We start from the raw sequence: 19,707 nt of genomic DNA on the forward strand, positions 1-19,707 counted from the left end.
CATCCGAACCACCCACCGCGGACCGCAGAACGACAGGACGGTGCCCCGTGCGCATCTCGCAGGACTTCGCCCCGAGAGGCCCTGAGCCCGAGGGCCCGGACGCCGGGCGAACGGACCGCCGTCGCCCGGCCCGGGGCAGGGCGGCCGCCGCCCTCACCGCCGCGGTGGCCTTCGCCCTGGTCCTGACCGGCTGCGGCGGAGGGGACGAGCCCGCGCCCGGGTCCGCCAGGGGCGCCGCCGCCCCGGACCGGGTGGAGCCGCTGGCTGCCGCGCCCGCCCCGAAGCTGCCGGTGACGGTGGACTCGGCGGACGGCGAGAAGGTCACGGTCGACTCCACCGACCGGATCGTGCCGCTGACCGGATCGCTGAGCGAGATCGTCTTCACCCTCGGCTTCGGCAAGCAGGTCGTGGCCCGCGACATCACCGCCACCTTCGAACAGGCCGAGAAGCTCCCGGTGGTGACCCGTGCTCACGACGTCTCGGCGGAGAGTGTGCTCTCGCTGAAGCCGACCGTCGTCCTCGCGGACACCACCACCGGCCCGAGCGAGGCGATCGACCAGATCCGCGACGCGGGCATCCCGCTGGTCGTCGTCGAGCCCGCCAAGGGACTCGGCGACGTCGGCCGCCGCATCGACACGGTCGCCGAGACGCTCGGCGTACCGTCCGCCGGGACCGAGCTGAAGAAGCGCACCGAGGACCGGATCGCCGCCGTCCAGAAGTCCGTCCCGGACCCCGCCGACGGCGAGAAGCCCCGGGTGGCCTTCCTCTATCTGCGCGGTTCGGCCTCCGTCTATCTGCTGGGCGGCGCGCAGTCGGGGGCGAGTTCGCTGCTGGAGGCGGCGGGCGCGGTCGACGCCGGGAAGGAGTCCGGCCTGAACAAGGACTTCACCGCCATCACCAGCGAGGCCCTCGCCAAGGCCGCGCCGGACGCGATCCTCCTGATGACCAAGGGGTTCGAGTCGGTCGGCGGCATGGACGGCCTGGTGAAGATCCCCGGCATCGCGGAGACCCCGGCCGGAATGGACCGCCGGGTCGTCACGGTCGACGACGGCGTGCTGCTGAACTACGGCCCGCGCACCGACCAGGTGCTCACGGACATCGTCGAGCAGCTGTACGCGAAGGGCGGCACGGACAAGTGACGACCTCGTACGAGGAACGTACGGGCGAGGACGCGCCGGTCCCCGAGAAGGCACCCGCATCCGCCACCGAGGCGGCCGCCGCCGCCACCGAGTCCCCCCGGAGCAAGACGTTCGTGCTCACCCTGGGGCTCTCCCTCGCCCTGCTCGCCGGTGCGCTGCTGTCCGCCGCGATCGGCGCGTACTCCATCCCGCTCGGGGATGTCCTGTCCTCCGTGCAGCACCGGATGGGGCTCGGCGGCCATGAGCTGGACCGGGTCGGCGAGAGCGTCCTGTGGAACGTGCGGTTCCCCCGGGTCGCCCTGGCGCTGCTCGTCGGCGCGTCCCTCGGCTGTGCGGGCGCCCTGATGCAGGGCGTGTTCGGCAACCCGCTCGCCGAGCCCGGCGTCATCGGGATCTCGGCGGGTGCGGCGGTCGGCGCGGTCGCCTCGATCGCGCTCGGGCTGAGCTTCTTCGGCAACTGGACCATCACCGTCTTCGCGTTCATCGCCGGACTGGGGACCGTCCTGCTCGTCTACGCGCTCTCGCGGTCCGGCGGCCGCACCGAAGTGGTGACGCTGATCCTCACCGGCATCGCCGTCAACGCCTTCGCGGGCGCGCTGATCGGTCTGTTCATCTTCTTCGCGGACAACGCACAGATCACCCAGATCACCTTCTGGCAGCTCGGCTCGCTCTCCCAGGCCACCTGGCCCAAGGTGCTCGCCGTCCTGCCGTGCGCGCTGGCCGGGCTCGTCATGGCCCCCTTCTACTCCCGCAAGCTGGACCTGCTGGCCCTGGGTGAGCGGCCCGCCCGCCACCTGGGCGTGGACGTGGAGCGGCTGCGGATCGTCCTGGTCCTGGTCGTGGCGCTGCTGACGGCCGCCGCGGTCGCCGTCGCCGGGATCATCTCCTTCGTCGGTCTCCTCGTCCCGCATCTGCTGCGGATGGCGAACGGCCCGGGTCACCGCTTCCTCGTCCCGGGCAGCGCGCTCGGCGGCGCGCTGGTCCTGGTGGCGGGCGACCTCGCGGCCCGGACCGTGGCGGCTCCAGCCGAACTGCCGCTCGGGGTACTGACCGCGCTCTTCGGCAGCCCGTTCTTCTTCTGGCTGCTGCGCAGGACCCGTCGTAGGCAAGGTGGTTGGGCATGAGGACGCTGAGAGATCTGTTCGCGGTACGCACCCGGGAGCTGCCCTCGCCTCTCGCCCCCGGCTCCCCCGCCGTCGAGGCCGCCGCTGTGTCGGTCCGGCTGGGGCAGCGTCAGGTGCTGGACTCCGTCGACCTGACCGCCCACGCGGGCGAGGTGGTCGCCCTGGTGGGGCCGAACGGCGCGGGCAAGTCGACCCTGCTGGCGGCGCTGGCCGCCGATCTGCCCGCCGGGAGCGGCGAGGTGAGGATCGGCGGGCGCCCGGCCGCCGAGTGGTCCGCGCCCGATCTGGCCCTGCGCCGCTCGGTGCTGCCGCAGTCCGCCGCGCTGTCCTTCCCGTTCCCGGTGGAGGACGTCGTACGGATGGGACGGGCGCCCTGGTCCGGTACGGAGCGGGAGGACGAGGACGACGCGGCGGTGGCGGCGGCGATGGCGGCCACCGAGGTGACCCGGTTCGCCGCCCGCCCCTTCGAAGCGCTGTCGGGGGGTGAGAAGGCCCGGGTGGCGCTCGCCCGGGTGCTGGCGCAGCGGGCCCCGCTGGTGCTGCTCGACGAGCCGACCGCCGCCCTGGACCTGCGCCACCAGGAGCTGGTGCTGCGGATCTGCCGGGAGCGGGCCGCCGCCGGGGACGCCGTGGTGGTCGTACTCCACGATCTGGGGCTCGCCGCCGCGTACGCGGACCGTGCCGCCGTGCTGCACGCCGGGCGGATCGCGGAACTGGGCCCGCCGGAGCAGGTCTTCAGCGGCGAACTCCTCGGCGAGGTGTACCGGCAGCCGGTGGAGGTCTTCCCGCATCCGCGCACGGGCACACCGCTGGTCGTGCCGGTGCGCGACACGCGCTAGCGGCGGGCGGGCCCGGTCCGTCAGGTCACGGTGTGGGCGCTGTATCCGGTCCCGGCCCGCGCGCCGTTCGCCGCCCGGTAGGGTTTCGACGGTCAGTGCGGGCGACGGATCAGAAGGCGCAGAAGCAACGGATGACAAGGCTGGGTCGACTGACGGCGGGGCTCGCCACGGCGACGGTGCTGTGTATGACGGCGAGCGGCTGTATGACGGTGCACGGGGAGCTGGCGGTGCTGCCCGGGGCGACGGAGTCCGAGGCCGCGCAGGCGCTGTCGGACTTCCTCACCGCCTACAACGCGGCGGACAAGGCGTTCGATCCGGCGCTGGACGCGGACCGGGTGACGGGTTCGCTCGGCGCGATCAACCAGGCCGGGCTGAAGGCGCGGCAGACGTACAACCCCGACGGCAACAAGGCGCACAAGCCGCTGGTCCTCGACGACGCGACGTACGTCGTACCGAAGAAGGCGGGCTGGCCGCGCTGGTTCCTGGCGGACACCGACTCCAACCGGGACCAGGACGGCGGGAAGCTGGACACCCGCTGGCTGGTGGTGTTCGTACGGACGGCCCCCGACGCGGTGTGGAAGGCGGCCTATCTCGGGGTCGTCCCGGTGTCCCAGGTGCCGGAGTTCACTCTGGACGGGGACGGGCTGGCCACACCGGTCGAGCCGCGCGACGGTGGACTGGCCGTCCCCCCGGCCGACTTGAGCAGCACCTACACCACGTATCTCAAGGACGGCGCACCGGACGTGTTCGCACCCGGCACGTCGACCTCGGGCTGGCGCGAGGCGCGCCGCACCACGCGGCGGGCGGGGTTCTCGTATCAGTACATCGACCAGCCGATGACGGCGACGACGTTCGCACCGCTCGGGCTGCGCACCGAGGACGGCGGGGCGCTGGTCTTCTTCAGCAGCAAGCACTTCGAGCGGCAGACCGCGGCGAAGGGGCTCAAGCCGGAGGTCAACGCGGATGTGGAGGCGCTGCTCACCGGTGAGGTGAAGAGCAGCCTCACCAAGGAGCGGGTCTCCAGCCAGCTGGCGCACGTGCCCGCACGCGGCGCCGACGGCGGCGGCGAGGTGCGGATACTGAACCGGCTGCCGGGCCTGGTCGCGGCGAAGGGCGAGTAGCGGCGGGTCGGCGTGGCCCCGGTGGTCGCCGGGCCCCTCCGCCGGGCTCCGTCAGCCCAGCAACTCAGCGGCTCAGCGGCTCATCGGCCAGGCGATCGAGTCGTGGTCCAGCTCGCTCTGCTCGGCACTGCCCGCATACCGTGCGCAGGCGTCGGTGAGCGTCTCCAGCAGCGTCAGCGGGTCGGGCAGCTCGTGCTCGGGGCCGCGCACCCAGTGGACATCGAGCTCACCGGGGAGCCGGGCGGGCGGCAGGAGGACGTAGCTCCCCCGGCAGTGCCAGCGCAGGCCCGGATGGGCGTCCATGGTCTCGGGGTGGCAGTCCAGCTCGCAGGGCCACCACTCGTCCTCGTCCTCGGGGGTACCGCGGGTGGCGGTGAAGAAGAGCATCCGGTCGTCGCCGGACTGGGCGACCGGGCCGACGTCGATGCCCGCGGCGAGAAGGCGCTCCAGGGCGCTGCGGCCGGCGGTGAGCGGGACGTCCAGCACGTCGTGGATCATGCCGGTCGCGGTGATGAAGTTGGCCAGGGGCTGGCTGCCGGCCCAGCGCTCGATCTGGGCACGGTCGGTGGTCGACTGCGTCTGCCAGGCGAAGGAGATGGGGTGCCGGGCGGGGGTGGGGCATCCGATGCGTTCGCACGAACATCGGTAGCCCTGGGGATGGGCGGCGGGGGCGATGGGCATGCCCGCGTCGGCGACGGCCAGGAGCAGCTGCACTCTGGCCGTGTCGGCGGCCTCGGCTCCCTGTGGTTTGGAGCGTCGCCGCAACCACTGGGAGATCCTGCTCTCTGTGCCGCGACAGCGGCCGGAATCGGCGCCCATCTATCCCCTCACCTCAGCGTTGCCCCTCCATGGTCGCACCATCCTGCGCTTCGGGTGGCCAGAGTTCACCTACGGGGCCCCGTACCACTGCGCCGAGTGAGCACCATCACGCCCGATGTCACCACATAACGGATATGGATCACGGGCGCCGGGTCAGCGGGCCACCCCCAGCCCGCCGAGGGCGTAGTCGACGACCTCGTCGGCGTAGGCGTGGGTGAGCGGCAGGGTCCTGAGCAGCCAGCGGTGGAAGAGCGGGCCGATGAGCAGCTCCAGGGCGATCCGCGGATCGGCGTCGGCACGGAGCTGTCCGGCCTCCTGGGCGGCCCGGAGCCGTGTGACGTACAGCGCGAGCTGCGGGTCGAGCAGCTTCCCGATGAATTCGGCGCCCAGCTTCGCGTCCACGATGCCTTCGGCGGTCAGCGCGCGGGTGGGACCGTCCAGCGCCGGGTCGTTCAGCTCGTCGACGGTGGCCCGCAGGACCAGCTTGAGGTCTGCGGCCAGGTCGCCGGTGTCGGGGAGGCCCCGCGCGACGCCGCCGGGCTGGGCAGCGGCCTCCTCGGCGGCCCGGTCGGCCAGGTCCAGGAAGGCTTCCATCAGGACGGCCGCCTTGGAGGGCCACCAGCGGTAGATGGTCTGCTTCCCGACCCCGGCGCGGGCGGCGATACCCTCGACCGTCGTACGGGGATACCCCACCTCGCCGACGAGGGCGAGGGCGGCGTCGTAGATCGCACGGCGGGAGCGGTCGCTGCGGCGGCTGGAGTCGGGAGACCTGGTGGGTGCCATGCGGCCAATCTACCGCCGACGAGCCGATACGTATCGTCTTGTTGCGTTCACGGTCCCGCTGGATGGCCGGGAGGCCACCGCGGCCGGGCGGTCCGGTGAACCACCCGATCGGTTCACTGCGGATCGGGCGCGCACGGCGCACCATGGGCTCACGCGCGGACCGCGCGCATCCCACCGTTCCGCGGCCCCGGCCGCCGTTCGCGAGGAGCCCCAGTTGAACCGTGACGCCACCCCTCGTCGCTACCTGATGTGCGCGCCCACGCACTTCCGGGTCACCTACTCCATCAACCCGTGGATGGACCCGTCGAAACCCGTCGACCTGCCGCTGGCCCAGACCCAGTGGGAGGACCTGCGCGACCGCTACCGCGGTCTCGGCCACACCGTCGAGCTGCTCACACCCCGCCCCGACCTGCCGGACATGGTCTTCGCCGCCAACGGCGCCACGGTGATCGGCGGGCGGGTGCTCGGCGCCCTGTTCGCCTACCGGGAGCGGTTCGAGGAGGCCGGGGCCCACCGGGACTGGTTCCGGGCGCACGGCTTCAGCGACGTCCACGAGCCGGAACACGTCAACGAGGGCGAGGGCGACTTCGCCGTCACGGACTCGTATCTGCTGGCCGGGCGCGGCTTCCGCTCCAGCCCGCTCTCGCACGCCGAGGCGCAGGAGTTCTTCGGGCTGCCGGTGATCGGGCTGGATCTGGTGGACCCGCGCTACTACCACCTGGACACCGCACTGTGCGTCCTGGACGCGGCGGCCGACGAGATCATGTACTACCCGGACGCGTTCTCCCCCGGCAGCCGGGCCGTGCTGCGCCGGCTCTTCCCGGACGCGCTGCTCGCCCGGGAGGCGGACGCGGCCGCCTTCGGCCTCAACGCGGTCAGCGACGGCCGTCACGTGCTGCTGCCGCAGGGTGCGACGGGGCTGCTCGACCCGCTGCGGGAGAGGGGCTTCGAGCCGATTCCGATGGACCTGGGCGAGCTGCTGAAGGGCGGCGGCAGCGTGAAGTGCTGTACGCAGGAGCTGCGGGGCTAGGGACGGGCTAGGGAGTGTCCGGCGGCGGCCAGGGGGCGCCCCAGGCGATGTCCCTGGCCGCCCGGTACAGCTCGCCGTGGCGCTTGGTGACCGTGGAGCGGGCCAGGCCCTCGTCCCGGGTGCACAGCTCCAGCAGGACCTGGCCCTTGCGGATCTGCGGCTTTCGGGTGACCCGGGCGGGGGCCGGGGCGGCGGGGAAGCGGGTGGCGACGACGTAGCTGAACTTCTCGTCCTCGTGGCTCAGGGAGCCGCCCTTGACCTGCCGGTGCAGCGAGGAGCGGCTGACCCGGGCAGAGAAGTGGCACCAGTCGGTGCCGGGTGCGATCGGGCAGGCGTCGCTGTGCGGGCAGGGGGCCGCGATGCGCAGCCCGGCGGCGATCAGCCGGTCGCGGGCCTCGATGATCCGGGCGTAACCGTCGGGGGTGCCCGGCTCCACGATGACGACGGCCTGGCCGGCCGCGGCGGCCGCGTCGACCAGCTCGGTCCTGGCCTGGGCGGTCAGCTCCTTGAGTACGTAGCTGACGGTGACCAGGTCCACGGGTGCCAGCTCCAGCGCCGCACCGATCCTGGCCCGCTCCCACCGGGCCGCCCGCAGCCCCGGCACTCCGGACGCCTCGGCCAGTTCGCGGCCGAGCGCGAGGGCGGGCTCGGCCCAGTCCAGGACGGTGGTGGCCGGGCCGTCCCAGGCCCCGGCCACCGCCCAGCTCGCCGCGCCCGTGCCGCCGCCGACGTCGGTGTGGGTGGCGGGCGCCCAGTCGGGCGCGGCCTCGACGAGGGCGTCGAGGGCGGAGCGTACGGCTTCGAAGGTGGCGGGCATCCGGTACGCGGCGTACGCGAGGACGTCGGAGCGGTCCCGCAGGATCGGGGCGCTGGTCGGGGTCTCCCCGCGGTAGCTGGCGATCAGCCGGTCGACGGCCTGCGCGGCCTGCTTGGGCGGCAGCCCGTCGAGCAGTCCGGACAGCGCCGCCCGCAGGGACTGAGCGGTGGGGAGGGTGACGTTCACCGCCGAATTGTAGGCGCGGGGAGAGCGCCGGGCGTATTCGGGCCCGGCGGCTCCGCAACAGCCGCGGCACAGCCCTGGAACAGCCGCAGAACAGGGCGGGAAGTGAACTCCTCTTCGCGTTGGGCCTGTTGCTACGCTGACCGGCGCGAGATCGGCCTGGCCCCAGCGGCCATATCGAGGCGGCCATGCCCATGCGGCCATGGCCGGAGGACCTTGTCCAAGCGGCCTTGTTCAGCGGGGGAGCCGGGAAGCCATGAGACAGAAGATCGTACGGCTGGCCCTGGTCGGCGGGGTGGTCCTCCTCGCCCTGCTCCTGCTGCTCGCGACCTGCGGCGGGAGCCCCGGCGAAGGGAAGGGCAGGGCGGGCGGCGCGGCCACCGGCACGGCGGGGCCCGCGTCGGCGAGTGCCGGTCCGGTGACCCGGCTCACCGTTCCGCCGCAGTACACGACGGACCGGGGCTGGGAGATCGTCGGCTCCTCCCCCGAGATCGCGGTCTCCCACACGACGGGCCTGGTGGCCTACCTGGAGCGCTCCGCCGGGAACCGCTACCGGCTGCGCACGGTCGACACGGCGACCGGCAGGCTGGGCTGGCGCGGTCAGGCCTGGCGGCAGCCGGACCCGCTGCACTACCCGAGGATCGCCACCGTCACCCGGGGCGACCGGCAGTTCTTCGTGACCTGGTCGTACGGCAAGGTCGGCGACGGAGTGTCACCGTCGAGCACCTTCCTCTCGCTCGATCTGTACGACGTCACGAACGGGTCCCGGCAGCGTGTGGAGGTGCCGTGGCAGGGCGCCCCGGATGTCAGCACGAGCGGGCCCGACATCGTGATCAGCGACGGGAAGGCCAACAGTGTGCTGGTCGACCCGGTGACCGGCACGGTGTCGGAGCTGAGCGCGGACGAACTGAAGTACCCGAAGGGCTGCCCGGCCTGCAAGCAGCTGACCGAGGTGCACGGGCAGACCATCGGGGGGCTGCTGGTCGGCGGGGCCCGGGAGTTCTGGGTGCACGGCGGCTGGTTCAGCAGGAACGTGGCGCCCAAGGGCACCGACCGGACCAGCGGCGTCCCGACCTCGGTGACCTCGAACCTGGTGCTGGCGAAGTGGGCCCTGGCGAAGAAGGCGAAGCGGGCGGCGACCCACGAGCTGTGGGCGGTGCACGACGCGGCGACCGGCGAGGCGGTGGCCTCGGTGGAGTGCCACCGGCCCGCCATACAGCCGGGGCGCCATCCGCAGGCGGTGCTCTCCCCCTCGGGCGACTATCTGATCGCCGGGAACCTGGCCTTCGACCTGGCGGCGCAGCGGGCCCGCTGCTTCGAGGACGAGGGCGGCGTCGGCCATCTGACGCTGGCCACGGTGACGGACGACGGCATCGCCTACGGGGCCGAGTACGCGCGCGACGCGTCGGAGGCGCTGGCGGGTGGCGGGCTCCCGGTGTCGATGGACTTCGCGACCTGGACGACGGACCGGCTGGCCCGCAACGTGCGGCTGCCGGGCATCGAGACGACGGGGGTCGGGGTGTTCCGCTGGACGGACCGGCAGGAGCGCACGCACCTGATCGGCTACCCGCGCACCGACTGATCCCCAGCAGTCCCCCGGTGATCCCCTACAGTCCCCCGGCCTCGCGGTCCGTACGCTGCCACGGGCGGCACAGCCCCAGGAAGCAGCCGACCGCGGCGAGGGCGCAGACCACCTGCACGAGGGCCATCGGGACGGCCGTGTCCTCCCCCGCGATGCCCACCAGCGGGGAGGCGATCGCGCCGATCAGGAACGAGGACGCGCCGAGCAGCGCGGAGGCGGAGCCCGCCGCGTGCTTGGTCCGCATCAGGGCCTGGGCGTTGGTGTTCGGCATCGCGAGGCCCATCGCCGACATCAGCACGAACAGCCCGGCCGCGACCGGCGCGAGCCCCACCTCGCCGAAGACGCCGGTCGTCATGAGCAGCAGGGCGACGGCGGCCAGCACGATGACCGCGAGACCGAGCCCGAGGACCTTGTCCAGGCGGAACCGGCCCACCAGCAGCTTGCCGTTGATCTGCCCGACGGCGATGAGCCCGATCGAGTTGAGCCCGAACAGCAGGCTGAAGGTCTGCGGGGACGCCCCGTAGATCTCCTGCACGACGAACGGGGAGGCGGAGATGTAGGCGAACAGGACGGCGAAGGCGAGTCCGCCCGCGATCATGTAGCCGGTGAAGACCCGGTCCGCGAGCAGCCCGCGCATGGTGCGCAGGGCCTCGCCGACCCCGCCGGTGTGGCGGCTGCCGGGCGGCAGTGTCTCGTGGAGCCACTTCCAGACGACGAGGGTGAGCACGACGCCGACGCCGGTGAGCACGACGAAGACGCCGCGCCAGTCGGTGACCCGCAGGACCTGCCCGCCGATCAGCGGGGCGATGATCGGGGCGGCGCCGGAGATCAGCATCAGGGTGGAGAAGAACCGGGCCATCTCCACGCCCTCGTAGAGGTCGCGCACCACCGCCCGGGCGATCACGATCCCGGCGGCGCCCGCGAGGCCCTGGAGCAGCCGGAAGCCGACGAGGAGTCCGGCGGTGGGCGCCAGCGCGCAGATCGCGGTGGCGATGACGTAGACGACCATGCCGAGGAGCAGCGGTCTGCGGCGGCCCCACCGGTCGCTCATCGGGCCGACGACGAGCTGCCCGAGCGCCATGCCCGCCAGGCACGCGGTCAGGGTGAGCTGGATGGTGGCGGCGGGGGCGTTCAGCGAGTCGGTGACGGCGGGGAGCGCCGGGAGGTACATGTCCATGGAGAGCGGCGGCAGCGCCGTGAGCCCGCCGAGGACCAGGGTGACCAGGAGCCCGGTGCGCCGGGCGGCCTTCGTCTGCTTCGGAGAGACGGGCGGGGCGCCTGCGCCGGCCTGTTCGCTCCGGGGGGTGGGTATGTGTTCTCGCTGGGCCCGGCTGCCGCCGCTGTCCGGCATTCTCGTCTCCACATCGTTGAATCCGCATCTATGCTCTCAGCTCGGCCGGAGTGGTCGATACCTTTTCGTCGCGGCGGTGGGGACGGGCATGAGCGCGGACATGAACGTGGACATGAGCGGGACGGTGCGCTGGGGCGTGCTGGCGACGGGCGGCATAGCGGCGACGTTCACGGCGGACGTGCAGGCGCTGCCGGGCGCCGAGGTGGTGGCGGTCGCCTCGCGTACGGAGGCCTCGGCGCGGGCGTTCGCCGAGCGCCACGGGATCGGGCGGGCCTACGGCAGCTGGGCGGAGCTGGTCGCCGACGACACGGTGGACGTGGTGTACGTGGCCACCCCGCACTCGGCGCACCACGCGGCTGCCTCGCTCGCGCTGAGGGCGGGAAAGCACGTGCTGTGCGAGAAGGCGTTCACGCTCAACAGCCGGGAGGCGAAGGAGCTGGTCGCGCTCGCCCGGGAGCGCGGTCTCTTCCTGATGGAGGCCATGTGGACCTACCTCAACCCGGTGGTCCGCCGGCTGACCGAGCTGGTCCGGGACGGGGCGATCGGCGAGATCCGTACCGTACAGGCGGACTTCGGCTTCGCGGGCGGCTTCGCCCCGGGCCACCGGCTGCGCGACCCGGACCTCGGCGGCGGGGCGCTGCTGGACCTCGGGGTCTACCCGGTCTCCTTCGCGCACCTGTTGCTGGGCGAGCCGGACCGGGTGCGGGCCGACGCGCTGCTCTCGCCCGAGGGCGTCGACCTGAACACGGGGATGCTGCTGGGCTGGGATTCGGGCGCGACCGCGCTGCTCTCCTGCTCGATCGTCGGCCACCACCCGACGGCGGCCACCGTCATCGGCACGGCCGGCCGGATCGACGTTCCGCGCGACTTCTTCCACCCGGACCACTTCGTGCTGCACCGGCCGGGCCGGGAGGCGGAGACGGTCACCTCGGGGCCGGGCCCGCAGGGCCTGTCCGGCATGCAGTACGAGGCGGCCGAGGTGATGCGCGCGGTGCGGGCGGGCGAGAGCGAGTCCCCGCTCGTACCGCTGGAGGGTTCGCTCGCGGTGATGCGGACGCTCGACGCGGTACGGGACCGCATCGGCGTCCGCTACCCGGCGGACCGCTGACGCCTGCGCCGCGCTACACGGGCGTGAGCCCCGGGTTCCCCGCCTCGGTGACGAAGGAGGCCGCCGTGGCGAGCGGCGCTCCGGGGGTGGTGACGGCCGCCACCGTACGGAAGTCGGCGCGCGCCTCCTGCTCCGTGAGCGTGACCAGCGCGTAGCCGCGCCGCCCGTTGTAGTGCTTCATGTGCGGGTTGGCGCGGGTCTGGTTGTCCCAGTTGGCGGGCCGGTCCGTGCCATCCATGCCGCTGGAGATCGAGGTCGTGACGATCTCCGTGCCGACGGTGCGCGACGCCGGGTCGTCGAAGTCCTTCTTCAGGTCGAAGGCGTAGGAGACATGGACGTCCCCGGTGAGGACCATGAGATTGTCGACCCCGGCGGCCTCGGCGCCGGCCAGCACCCGCTGCCGGGAGGCCGGGTAGCCGTCCCAGGAGTCCATCGAGAGCTTGTAGGCGTCGGTGGGAACGTTGCGCCGCCGGGCGAAGGTGACCTGCTGCGGGACGACGTTCCAGGTGGCGTGCGAGGCGCGCCAGCCGTCGGTCAGCCAGCGTTCCTGGGCGGCCCCGGTCATCGTGCGCGCGGGGTCCTCGGACTCGGGGCCCGGGGTGCGCCACCCGTCGCCGTAGGCCTGGTCGTCGCGGTACTGGCGGGTGTCGAGGATGTCGAACTGGGCGAGCCGTCCGAAGCGGAGGCGGCGGTAGAGCGTCATGTCGGGGCCGGTGGGGCGCTGCGGCGGGCGCAGCGGCTGGTTCTCCCAGTACGCGCGGTACGCGGCGGCCCGCCGGATCAGGAACTCCTCGGGCGGTACGTCGTTCTCGGGGATCTCGCCCGCGTAGTTGTTCTCGGTCTCGTGGTCGTCCCAGGTGACGACGAAGGGGTGGGCGGCGTGGGCGGCGCGCAGGTCCGGGTCGGACTTGTAGAGGGCGTAGCGCAGCCGGTAGTCCTCCAGTGTGGCCGTCTCGCGGTTGTAGTGGTCGGGGAGGCGGCGGTCGGTGTAGCCGCGGGCGCCGCCGGTGGCGTCGACGGCGTACTCGTAGAGGTAGTCGCCGAGGTGGAACACGACGTCGACGTCCTCGGCGGCGAGGTGGCGGTGGGCGGTGAAGTACCCGTGGTGGTAGGCCTGGCAGGAGACGGCGGCCAGGGTCAGGGAGGTGTTGCGGGACCCGGTGGCGGGGGCGGTGCGGGTGCGGCCGGTGGGGCTGGTCCAGCCGCCGACGCGGAAGCGGTAGTAGTAGACGCGGCCGGAGGCCAGGCCCCGGACGTCGGCGCGGACGCTGTGGGCGAACTCGGGGTGGGCGGTGAGCGTTCCGCGCCGCACGATCCGGCGGAAGCGCTCGTCGCGGGCCAGCTCCCAGCGCACCTCGACCCGGCCGCGGGGCAGGCCGCCGCCGGGTTCGTACGGGCGGGGAGCCAGCCGGGTCCAGATCAGGACGGACGTGGGGTGCGGATCGCCGGAGGCGACGCCGAGGGTGAACGGGTCCTCGGCGATGCGGCGGGCATCGAGCTCGGCGGCGCTCGCGGTACCGGCGGCGGGGAGGTTCACCGCGAAGGCGAGCGCGGCGGCGGCTCCGGTGGCGGTGAGGAAGCGCCGACGGCCCAGGCCTGCCCGGGGTAACGCGGCGGCGGCAGCGCGGAGTTCGGCGGAATGGCCATGGGGGTCGGCGGTCCGGTGGTGACGGTCGGGCGCCATGCTGGTCTGTGCGGGTGACATATGCCCCTCCTGTACCCGGATGCTGTCAGCCCATGGCAGCCCGGCGCGACGACGCGCCGTTGTCGCGTGCACAACATCCATATGGCGGGTCGATGAGCACCGCGTGCCCCGTGCACCGACCTCTCCCGTACGCTCCCGGGCCATGAACACTGAGCAGACGGAACAGAGGGTCGCTGTCGTCACGGGTGCGGGTTCGGGGATCGGCCGGGCCGTCGCACTCGCCCTCGCGGGTGCGGGCTGGTCGCTCGCACTGGCCGGCCGGCGGGCGGAGCCGCTGGCGGAGACGGCGGCCGCGGCGGGGGCCCCCGAGGCCCTGTGCGTCACCACGGACGTCACCGACGCCGACGAGGTCGGCGCCCTCTTCGCCGCCGTACGGGAACGGTTCGGCCGACTGGACCTGCTGTTCAACAACGCGGGCACCTTCGGCCCCGGCGGCGTCCCGGTGGAGGACCTCGCCGCCGAGGACTGGCGGGCGGTGGTCGACGTGAACCTGACGGGCGCGTTCCTGTGCGCACAGGCGGCGTACCGGCTGATGAAGGAGCAGGACCCGCAGGGCGGCCGGATCATCAACAACGGCTCGATCTCCGCGCACGCACCGCGCCCGCACTCGATCGCGTACACCGCGACCAAGCACGCGATGACCGGTCTGACGAAGTCGCTGTCGCTGGACGGCCGTCCGTACCGGATCGCCTGCGGACAGATCGACATCGGCAACGCGGCGACGGAGATGACCGAGCGGATGCAGGCCGGCATCCTCCAGGCCAACGGGGAACTGGCGACGGAGCCGGTGATGGCGGCGGCCGATGTGGCACGGACGGTGCTGCACATGGCGGGACTGCCCCTGGAGGCCAACATCCCGTTCGTGACGGTCCTGGCGACGAACATGCCGTACGTCGGACGGGGCTGAGCCCGGCCTGAGCCCCGATGCCGGGGCGGCGGCGTACAGGGAATTCCGGGGGCGGCAGCGGAGTTGGAGTGGTGCATGACACGTGATTCCGCCTCCACCCCCGAGATCCTGCGCTACACCGCCTTCTCCGCCGACCCGGAGGGCGGAAACCCCGCAGGCGTCGTTCTGGACGCCTCAGGTCTCGACGAGGGACGGATGCTCGCCGTCGCGGCCGAACTGGGCTACAGCGAGTCGGCGTTCCTCACGGAGCGGACCGGCGAAGGCGCTTACACGATCCGCTACTTCAGCCCCAAGGCCGAGGTCCCCTTCTGCGGCCACGCCACGGTCGCCACCGCCATCGCCCTGGCGGAACGGGACGGTCCGGGCGCGCTGGAGTTCGCCACGGCCGCCGGTACGGTGCCGGTCACCGTCGTCCGGGACGGCGGTGAGCTGCGCGCCACCCTGACCAGCGTGGCCCCCCATGTCACGCGGATCGACGCGGCGGACCTGGCGGAGGCGCTGGCAGCGCTGGGCTGGGCGGCCGCCGACCTCGACCCGGCCCTGCCGCCCCGGATCGCCTACGCGGGGGCCCGGCATCTGGTGCTGGCCGCCGGGACCCGCGAGCGGCTCGCGGACCTGGACTACGACTTCGCGCGGCTCGAAGCGCTGATGCACCGGCTCGACCTGACGACCCTGCAACTGGTCTGGCGCGAGGGGCCGGACGTCTTCCACGTCCGGGACCCGTTCCCGGTGGGCGGGGTGGTGGAGGACCCGGCGACGGGCGCGGCGGCGGCCGCCTTCGGCGCGTACGCGCGCGAGCTGGACCTTGTACCGGAGGCGGCCGTACTGACCCTGCACCAGGGGGCTGACATGGGCCGCCCCGGCGCCCTCACCGTCGAGCTGCGGACGGGCGACACCCGCATCCGGGTGAGCGGAACGGGCACCCGGATCGGCTGATCCGCGCGACGGGGGGCGGGCCCCGGGTTCAGCCGGTGGCGTCCTTGGCCGGGGAGACATGGGCGAACCAGCGCTCGGTCTCCTCCGGTTCGAGGGTGCGCTCCAGCAGGACGTCTCCGCGCATGCCGGGGAAGAAGCGGCCCGCGGGCCACTGCCGCCGGTACGACGGCTCGTCGAGCACCAGCAGGCGTACGCCGTCGACGACGGGGATGTCCGCCGGAGCGCCCTCGTTCCAGAGCCGGGCGCCGTCCGGCGCGGTCAGGTCGAAGGAACCCACGGTGTCCACCTGCCCCGGGGTCTCCCGGCAGACGGCGGCCTCCTGCGACGAGGGCGCGCGGCCCTCCACGTGGCCGCCGCCTATGAGCGCGTCGGCGAGCAGGGTGTGCAGCTGGAAGTTGTCCCCGACACCGGAGAACCGGAGCAGATAGCCGGTACCGCTCGCCCGGTGGAGGGCGACGAGCGGTTCGTCGTCCAGCACCAGGAGCGCGTAGGCGAGGCACTTGAACTCCGCCCCGGAGGCCCGCTCCACCGAGGTGAGCAGCCGCAGCAGCTCACCCCGGGCACCGGCCGCGTCGACCCGCACCACCGGGTGGTTCAGCATCGCGACGGCGGCCGTCTCCCACTGGTGCAGCGTCCACCAGCCGACAGCCGCGTCCGCGCCCACCCGCTCGACGATGTCGTCACCGGGCGCGTCGCCGTCCGCCGCCGGGAACGCCCCGCCCCCGGTCGCTGCCCACGCGTCGGCGAACGCCACGGCCTGCTCCAGCGCCTCCCGCAGCCCGGACAGCACCCCCGGCGCGCAGCGCCCGGCATCCGCACCACGTTCGACGCAGGCCCCGACGAGGACGGCGACGACAGCGCGGGGCCCGGGCGGAACCTGCTCCAGTACACCGGCGAGCCGCGGCCCGCCGTCCAGCAGGTCCGCCTCCTTGGCCTGCCCGAAGGTCTCCTGCAACCGGACGAACGCTTTGCCGGACCGTTTCGCGTCCCGGGCCACCGCGGCGGCCTCGAAGTCCGCGACCGCGCCCCCGAAGCCGGTCTTACCGAATATCATTCCTTCACTTTATCGACGCCGTGCCGGGCCCCGTGAAGCCGGTCGCGATCCACGGGGCCCGGGGCGGGCCGAGGGGCGGAACCGCGCCGATCGCGGGAGGATGCGGGCATGGCTGCCCGCAAGCCTGGAGCGACGCCCGAGCCCGACGCCGATGTGTCGGGCCAAGGATTCGGCGCAGGGGCCGACGTGGGGCCCAGTGCGGGCGCCGGGGCCGATGCGCGGGCCGGGGCGGGGTCCAACGCCGATGCGACGGCCGGGGTGGGGCCCGGGGCCGACACCGCGGTCGGCGTGGGGCCCGACGCGGGGCGCGGGGCTGCACCGGGGGCAGAGGCGGGGGACGACATTGGCCCCGGGGCCGCCCCGGAGACCCACGCCGGCCCCGGGGCCGAAGCAGGGCCCGGCCCCGGCGTGGATGCCGGCTCCCCGCCCGGTCCTGAGCCGCTGACCGTACCGAGCATGTCCGCGGGCCCCGACTTCGTTCTGCGCCCCTGGGAGATGAGCGACCTCCCCCTGATCCGCGAGGCCGCGCAGGACCCGTACATCCCGCTCATCACCACCGTCCCGGCCCGCTACTCGGTCCAGGCGGCCGAGGCGTTCGTCCGCGGGCAGTGGGAGCGGGCGGCCACCGGTGCCGGGTACCCGTTCGCCATCGTCCGCTCGCGGGACCGGCGCCCGGTCGGCGCGATCGGGCTCTGGCTGCGGGACCTGCCCGAGGGCCGCGCCTCGCTCGGCTACTGGCTGACCGCCCCCGCCCGCGGGCAGGGGGTCGCCCGCGCGGCGCTGCGTACGGTGACGGGCTGGGCCCTGCACGATCTCGGCGTCCCCCGCCTCCAGCTCTTCATCGAACCGTGGAACACCGCCTCCGCCCGGATCGCCGAGGACGTCGGCTACCGGCGCGAAGGGGTACTGCACGGCTGGCAGCGGGTGGGCGACCGGCGCCGCGACATGGCCGTGTACGCGTTGCTGAACACCGACGGGCCCGCAGATGGCCGGGCGGCGACCACGAACTGAACAGCGAGACGTTACGATCGCGGGCACCGCTGCCGACCAGCAACCGACGACCGGCAGCCGAGCCCCAGGAGTACCGATCTTGTCCGCACCACGCATCGGCGTATCCATCGTGACCATGGGGGACCGCCCGCAGGCGGTCGAGGCGCTGCTCGCGTCGGTCGCGATGCAGGACGTCAGGCCCACCCGGCTCGTGATCATCGGCAACGGTGCGGCGCTCCCGGACTTCACCGCGTTCCCCGGCCTGGAGGACCTCGACGGCGGGGTGACCACCATCGAGCTGCCCGAGAACCTGGGCTGCCCCGGCGGCCGGAACGAGGGGCTGCGCAGGCTGGCCGAGATCGGTGACGTGGACGTGGTGATCGAGCTGGACGACGACGGGCTCCTGGTCGACAAGGACGTCTTCCGCCGGGTCCGGGACCACTTCGCCGCCGACGACCGGCTCGGCATCGTCGGCTTCCGGATCGCCGACGAGCACGGCGAGACCCAGCGCCGGCACGTGCCCCGGCTGCGGGCGGGCGACCCGATGCGGGGCGGCCCGGTGACGGCCTTCCTCGGCGGCGGCCACGCGTTCTCGATGAAGATGCTGGAGCAGACGGGCCTGTGGCCCGCGGAGTTCTTCTTCACCCACGAGGAGACGGACCTCGCCTGGCGCGCGCTGAACGCCGGCTGGAAGGTGATCTACGAGCCGGAGCTGCTGCTCCAGCACCCGAAGACCTCCCCGGCCCGGCACGCGGTGTACTACCGGATGACGGCCCGCAACCGCGTCTGGCTGGCCCGCCGCAACCTCCCTCTCCCCCTGGTCCCCGCCTACCTCGGCACCTGGACCCTGCTCACCCTGGCCCGCACCCGCGACCCGAAGGGCCTGCGCGCCTGGGCGGGCGGCTTCGTGGAGGGCGTCCGCACGCCGTGCGGGGAGCGGCGCCCGATGCGCTGGTCGACGGTGTGGCGGATGACACGGCTGGGCCGCCCGCCGGTCATCTGACCCGGCCCTCAGGGGCCGGATCTACAGGGTCCGGCGATACCGCACGTCCGGCTCGCCCTCCTCGTTCCGGCTGCCGTCGTCGAACGCGACAGCGGTGAACCCGTGCCGTTCGTAGAAGGCGCGGGCGGCCGCGTTGCGCTGGAACACGTACAGACCGAGCGCCCCGTCCACGGCCCCGCGCACCTCGCTCAGCAACCGGCTCCCGATCCCGCGCCGCTGCGCGTCGGGCCGCAGGTAGAGGTGATCGAGCTCGTCGTCCCCGGCGAGCACGGCGAACCCGAGGACCTCACCGCCCGCCTCGTCCTCCGCCACCCACACCGCGGTACTGGTGGGCAGGACGACGTGGGTGATCCACGCCCGGGTGTCCTCGTCGCTGTGGACCCGGGGCAGATACGGCATGGCGGCGGCCCGGGAGGCGAGGAAGACCCGGGTGACGGCCTCCGCGTCCCGGGCCGTCGCCCGTCGTATCCGTACCGCGCCCGATGCCGTACGTCCGCCCGCGTACACGTTCTCCGTCATCCGCATCACTCCCTGTCCCGGGCCCCTTGAGTCTCCGCCCGGACGGGTGGGGAACAATGGCCGCGGGCAGCAGACCACACGAAGGCGCCGGCCCGCAGGTGAAATACCGGTGCGGCGAGAGGGCCGGGGAACACGCCGGGGAGTACGGGGGGGGGAGATCGCGATGAGCTGGTTCTGGTGGCTTCTCATCTTTTTCTGGATAGGCGGCTTCGCCTGGACCGACGACACCATCCGCAAGGCCCTGCGCAAGCGGCACAAGCGGAAGCTGGAACTGCTGAAGGCGACGACGCAGAGGCAACTCGCGATCGAGGCCGCGCACAAGCCTCCGGAGCCGGTGTGCGGCTGCGCCCACCACCTCGCCAAGCACGACAAGCAGGGCCGGTGCCATGAGCGGGTCGAGGTGCCGACGGCCTGGGACGAGAAGAAGAAGCCGCTTCACTACGAGGCCGGGCAGTGCAACTGCCAGCAGTACGTGGGCCCGCAGCCGCTCTCACAGGTGTACGCGGAGGAACTGACGGACCGCTGGCCGACCGGGCCGACGACGGCGGAGGAGCCTCCGACCAGGTAGGACACCTTGCCGAAGGCCCTTGTCAGCACGTCGGCAGACGAGCCGTGCTGTACGCCGGGGAGAATCACCGCAGCGCTACGACCTGCACAAACGCACAGGGAAAGCGCTCTCGTGACTACCTGGATGGCT

The 19,707-nt window shown here is 73.2% G+C and carries 18 protein-coding genes and 1 pseudogene; 12 read left to right on the forward strand and 7 right to left on the reverse strand.

Features of this window, described 5'->3' with window-relative positions; translation table 11 throughout:
• The first annotated feature begins 47 nt into the window (after positions 1-47).
• From ACZ5WC_RS02155 to ACZ5WC_RS02170, 4 genes are all read left to right on the forward strand, one after another.
• Entirely contained in the window at positions 48-1,139 is a 1,092-nt protein-coding gene (locus tag ACZ5WC_RS02155) for a heme/hemin ABC transporter substrate-binding protein (RefSeq protein WP_468539026.1), read from the forward strand.
• Entirely contained in the window at positions 1,136-2,263 is a 1,128-nt protein-coding gene (locus ACZ5WC_RS02160) for a FecCD family ABC transporter permease (RefSeq protein ID WP_468539028.1), read from the forward strand. Before ACZ5WC_RS02155 ends, ACZ5WC_RS02160 begins: the two co-directional genes overlap by 4 nt.
• Positions 2,260-3,102 (forward strand): heme ABC transporter ATP-binding protein, encoded by an 843-nt coding sequence (locus ACZ5WC_RS02165; RefSeq protein WP_468539029.1) that lies wholly within the window; start codon positions 2,260-2,262, stop codon positions 3,100-3,102. The genes ACZ5WC_RS02160 and ACZ5WC_RS02165 overlap by 4 nt, the downstream gene beginning before the upstream one ends.
• 131 nt (positions 3,103-3,233) lie before the next feature.
• Entirely contained in the window at positions 3,234-4,223 is a 990-nt protein-coding gene (locus ACZ5WC_RS02170) for an SCO2278 family lipoprotein (protein ID WP_468539030.1), read from the forward strand.
• A gap of 72 nt (positions 4,224-4,295) precedes the next feature.
• Here the strand turns inward: ACZ5WC_RS02170 and ACZ5WC_RS02175 are convergent, their stop codons facing one another.
• The gene (locus ACZ5WC_RS02175; RefSeq protein ID WP_468539031.1) at positions 4,296-5,042 is read right to left on the reverse strand and encodes a bifunctional DNA primase/polymerase; all 747 of its coding nucleotides are present in this window, start codon (positions 5,040-5,042) and stop codon (positions 4,296-4,298) included.
• Between the two features lie 153 nt (positions 5,043-5,195).
• Positions 5,196-5,825 (reverse strand): TetR/AcrR family transcriptional regulator, encoded by a 630-nt coding sequence (locus tag ACZ5WC_RS02180; protein ID WP_468539032.1) that lies wholly within the window; start codon positions 5,823-5,825, stop codon positions 5,196-5,198.
• 193 nt (positions 5,826-6,018) lie between these two features.
• Here ACZ5WC_RS02180 and ddaH point away from each other — a divergent pair.
• Positions 6,019-6,855, forward strand: a pseudogene (gene ddaH, locus ACZ5WC_RS02185) (dimethylargininase); the annotation flags it as partial.
• 7 nt (positions 6,856-6,862) lie between these two features.
• Here ddaH and ACZ5WC_RS02190 read toward each other — a convergent pair.
• Positions 6,863-7,858: a small ribosomal subunit Rsm22 family protein gene (locus ACZ5WC_RS02190; protein WP_468539033.1), complete on the reverse strand. Its 996-nt coding sequence runs from the start codon at positions 7,856-7,858 to the stop codon at positions 6,863-6,865.
• Between the two features lie 253 nt (positions 7,859-8,111).
• On the opposite strand from ACZ5WC_RS02190, the gene ACZ5WC_RS02195 reads away from it, so the two are divergent.
• Entirely contained in the window at positions 8,112-9,437 is a 1,326-nt protein-coding gene (locus ACZ5WC_RS02195) for a hypothetical protein (RefSeq protein WP_468539034.1), read from the forward strand.
• Positions 9,438-9,462: 25 nt separating this feature from the next.
• On the opposite strand, the gene ACZ5WC_RS02200 is transcribed toward ACZ5WC_RS02195, so the two are convergent.
• Positions 9,463-10,788 carry a multidrug effflux MFS transporter gene (locus ACZ5WC_RS02200; RefSeq protein ID WP_468539035.1) on the reverse strand — a complete coding sequence of 442 codons (1,326 nt, stop codon included), beginning with the start codon at positions 10,786-10,788 and terminating at the stop codon, positions 9,463-9,465.
• Positions 10,789-10,900: 112 nt separating this feature from the next.
• Between ACZ5WC_RS02200 and ACZ5WC_RS02205 the strand changes: the two genes are divergently transcribed.
• A complete protein-coding gene (locus tag ACZ5WC_RS02205; protein ID WP_468539396.1) occupies positions 10,901-11,896 on the forward strand; it encodes a Gfo/Idh/MocA family protein in 996 nt (331 codons plus the stop codon).
• Between the two features lie 13 nt (positions 11,897-11,909).
• Here the strand turns inward: ACZ5WC_RS02205 and ACZ5WC_RS02210 are convergent, their stop codons facing one another.
• Complete coding sequence (locus ACZ5WC_RS02210) at positions 11,910-13,601, reverse strand: alkaline phosphatase D family protein (RefSeq protein WP_468539036.1); 1,692 nt, start codon at positions 13,599-13,601, stop codon at positions 11,910-11,912.
• A 142-nt stretch (positions 13,602-13,743) separates the two neighbouring features.
• On the opposite strand from ACZ5WC_RS02210, the gene ACZ5WC_RS02215 reads away from it, so the two are divergent.
• Positions 13,744-14,508, forward strand: a complete 765-nt coding sequence (locus ACZ5WC_RS02215) for an SDR family oxidoreductase (RefSeq protein WP_468539037.1) — start codon at positions 13,744-13,746, stop codon at positions 14,506-14,508.
• Between the two features lie 75 nt (positions 14,509-14,583).
• Positions 14,584-15,444, forward strand: coding sequence for a PhzF family phenazine biosynthesis protein (locus ACZ5WC_RS02220; RefSeq protein ID WP_468539038.1), 861 nt, complete (start codon positions 14,584-14,586; stop codon positions 15,442-15,444).
• Positions 15,445-15,472: 28 nt separating this feature from the next.
• On the opposite strand, the gene ACZ5WC_RS02225 is transcribed toward ACZ5WC_RS02220, so the two are convergent.
• Positions 15,473-16,498: a hypothetical protein gene (locus ACZ5WC_RS02225; protein ID WP_468539039.1), complete on the reverse strand. Its 1,026-nt coding sequence runs from the start codon at positions 16,496-16,498 to the stop codon at positions 15,473-15,475.
• A gap of 456 nt (positions 16,499-16,954) precedes the next feature.
• Between ACZ5WC_RS02225 and ACZ5WC_RS02230 the strand changes: the two genes are divergently transcribed.
• Entirely contained in the window at positions 16,955-17,509 is a 555-nt protein-coding gene (locus tag ACZ5WC_RS02230) for a GNAT family N-acetyltransferase (RefSeq protein WP_468539397.1), read from the forward strand.
• A gap of 79 nt (positions 17,510-17,588) precedes the next feature.
• Positions 17,589-18,491: a glycosyltransferase family 2 protein gene (locus ACZ5WC_RS02235; protein ID WP_468539040.1), complete on the forward strand. Its 903-nt coding sequence runs from the start codon at positions 17,589-17,591 to the stop codon at positions 18,489-18,491.
• A 21-nt stretch (positions 18,492-18,512) separates the two neighbouring features.
• Here the strand turns inward: ACZ5WC_RS02235 and ACZ5WC_RS02240 are convergent, their stop codons facing one another.
• The gene (locus tag ACZ5WC_RS02240) at positions 18,513-19,016 is read right to left on the reverse strand and encodes a GNAT family N-acetyltransferase (RefSeq protein ID WP_468539041.1); all 504 of its coding nucleotides are present in this window, start codon (positions 19,014-19,016) and stop codon (positions 18,513-18,515) included.
• Positions 19,017-19,173: 157 nt separating this feature from the next.
• Here ACZ5WC_RS02240 and ACZ5WC_RS02245 point away from each other — a divergent pair, with 157 nt between their 5' ends.
• A complete protein-coding gene (locus ACZ5WC_RS02245; RefSeq protein WP_468539042.1) occupies positions 19,174-19,578 on the forward strand; it encodes a hypothetical protein in 405 nt (134 codons plus the stop codon).
• Positions 19,579-19,707 lie beyond the last annotated feature (129 nt).

It is taken from the genome of Streptomyces sp. NPDC033165 (assembly GCF_055577965.1).

Coding starts and splice junctions, on each gene's coding strand:
- ACZ5WC_RS02165 (WP_468539029.1), top strand. CDS start 2,260: ATGAGGACGCTGAGAGATCTGTTCGCGGTACGCACCCGGGAGCTGCCC.
- ACZ5WC_RS02170 (WP_468539030.1), top strand. CDS start 3,234: ATGACAAGGCTGGGTCGACTGACGGCGGGGCTCGCCACGGCGACGGTG.
- ACZ5WC_RS02175 (WP_468539031.1), bottom strand. CDS start 5,042: ATGGGCGCCGATTCCGGCCGCTGTCGCGGCACAGAGAGCAGGATCTCC.
- ACZ5WC_RS02180 (WP_468539032.1), bottom strand. CDS start 5,825: ATGGCACCCACCAGGTCTCCCGACTCCAGCCGCCGCAGCGACCGCTCC.
- ACZ5WC_RS02195 (WP_468539034.1), top strand. CDS start 8,112: ATGAGACAGAAGATCGTACGGCTGGCCCTGGTCGGCGGGGTGGTCCTC.
- ACZ5WC_RS02200 (WP_468539035.1), bottom strand. CDS start 10,788: ATGCCGGACAGCGGCGGCAGCCGGGCCCAGCGAGAACACATACCCACC.
- ACZ5WC_RS02205 (WP_468539396.1), top strand. CDS start 10,901: ATGAGCGGGACGGTGCGCTGGGGCGTGCTGGCGACGGGCGGCATAGCG.
- ACZ5WC_RS02210 (WP_468539036.1), bottom strand. CDS start 13,601: ATGTCACCCGCACAGACCAGCATGGCGCCCGACCGTCACCACCGGACC.
- ACZ5WC_RS02215 (WP_468539037.1), top strand. CDS start 13,744: ATGAACACTGAGCAGACGGAACAGAGGGTCGCTGTCGTCACGGGTGCG.
- ACZ5WC_RS02220 (WP_468539038.1), top strand. CDS start 14,584: ATGACACGTGATTCCGCCTCCACCCCCGAGATCCTGCGCTACACCGCC.
- ACZ5WC_RS02225 (WP_468539039.1), bottom strand. CDS start 16,498: ATGATATTCGGTAAGACCGGCTTCGGGGGCGCGGTCGCGGACTTCGAG.
- ACZ5WC_RS02230 (WP_468539397.1), top strand. CDS start 16,955: ATGTCCGCGGGCCCCGACTTCGTTCTGCGCCCCTGGGAGATGAGCGAC.
- ACZ5WC_RS02240 (WP_468539041.1), bottom strand. CDS start 19,016: ATGCGGATGACGGAGAACGTGTACGCGGGCGGACGTACGGCATCGGGC.
- ACZ5WC_RS02245 (WP_468539042.1), top strand. CDS start 19,174: ATGAGCTGGTTCTGGTGGCTTCTCATCTTTTTCTGGATAGGCGGCTTC.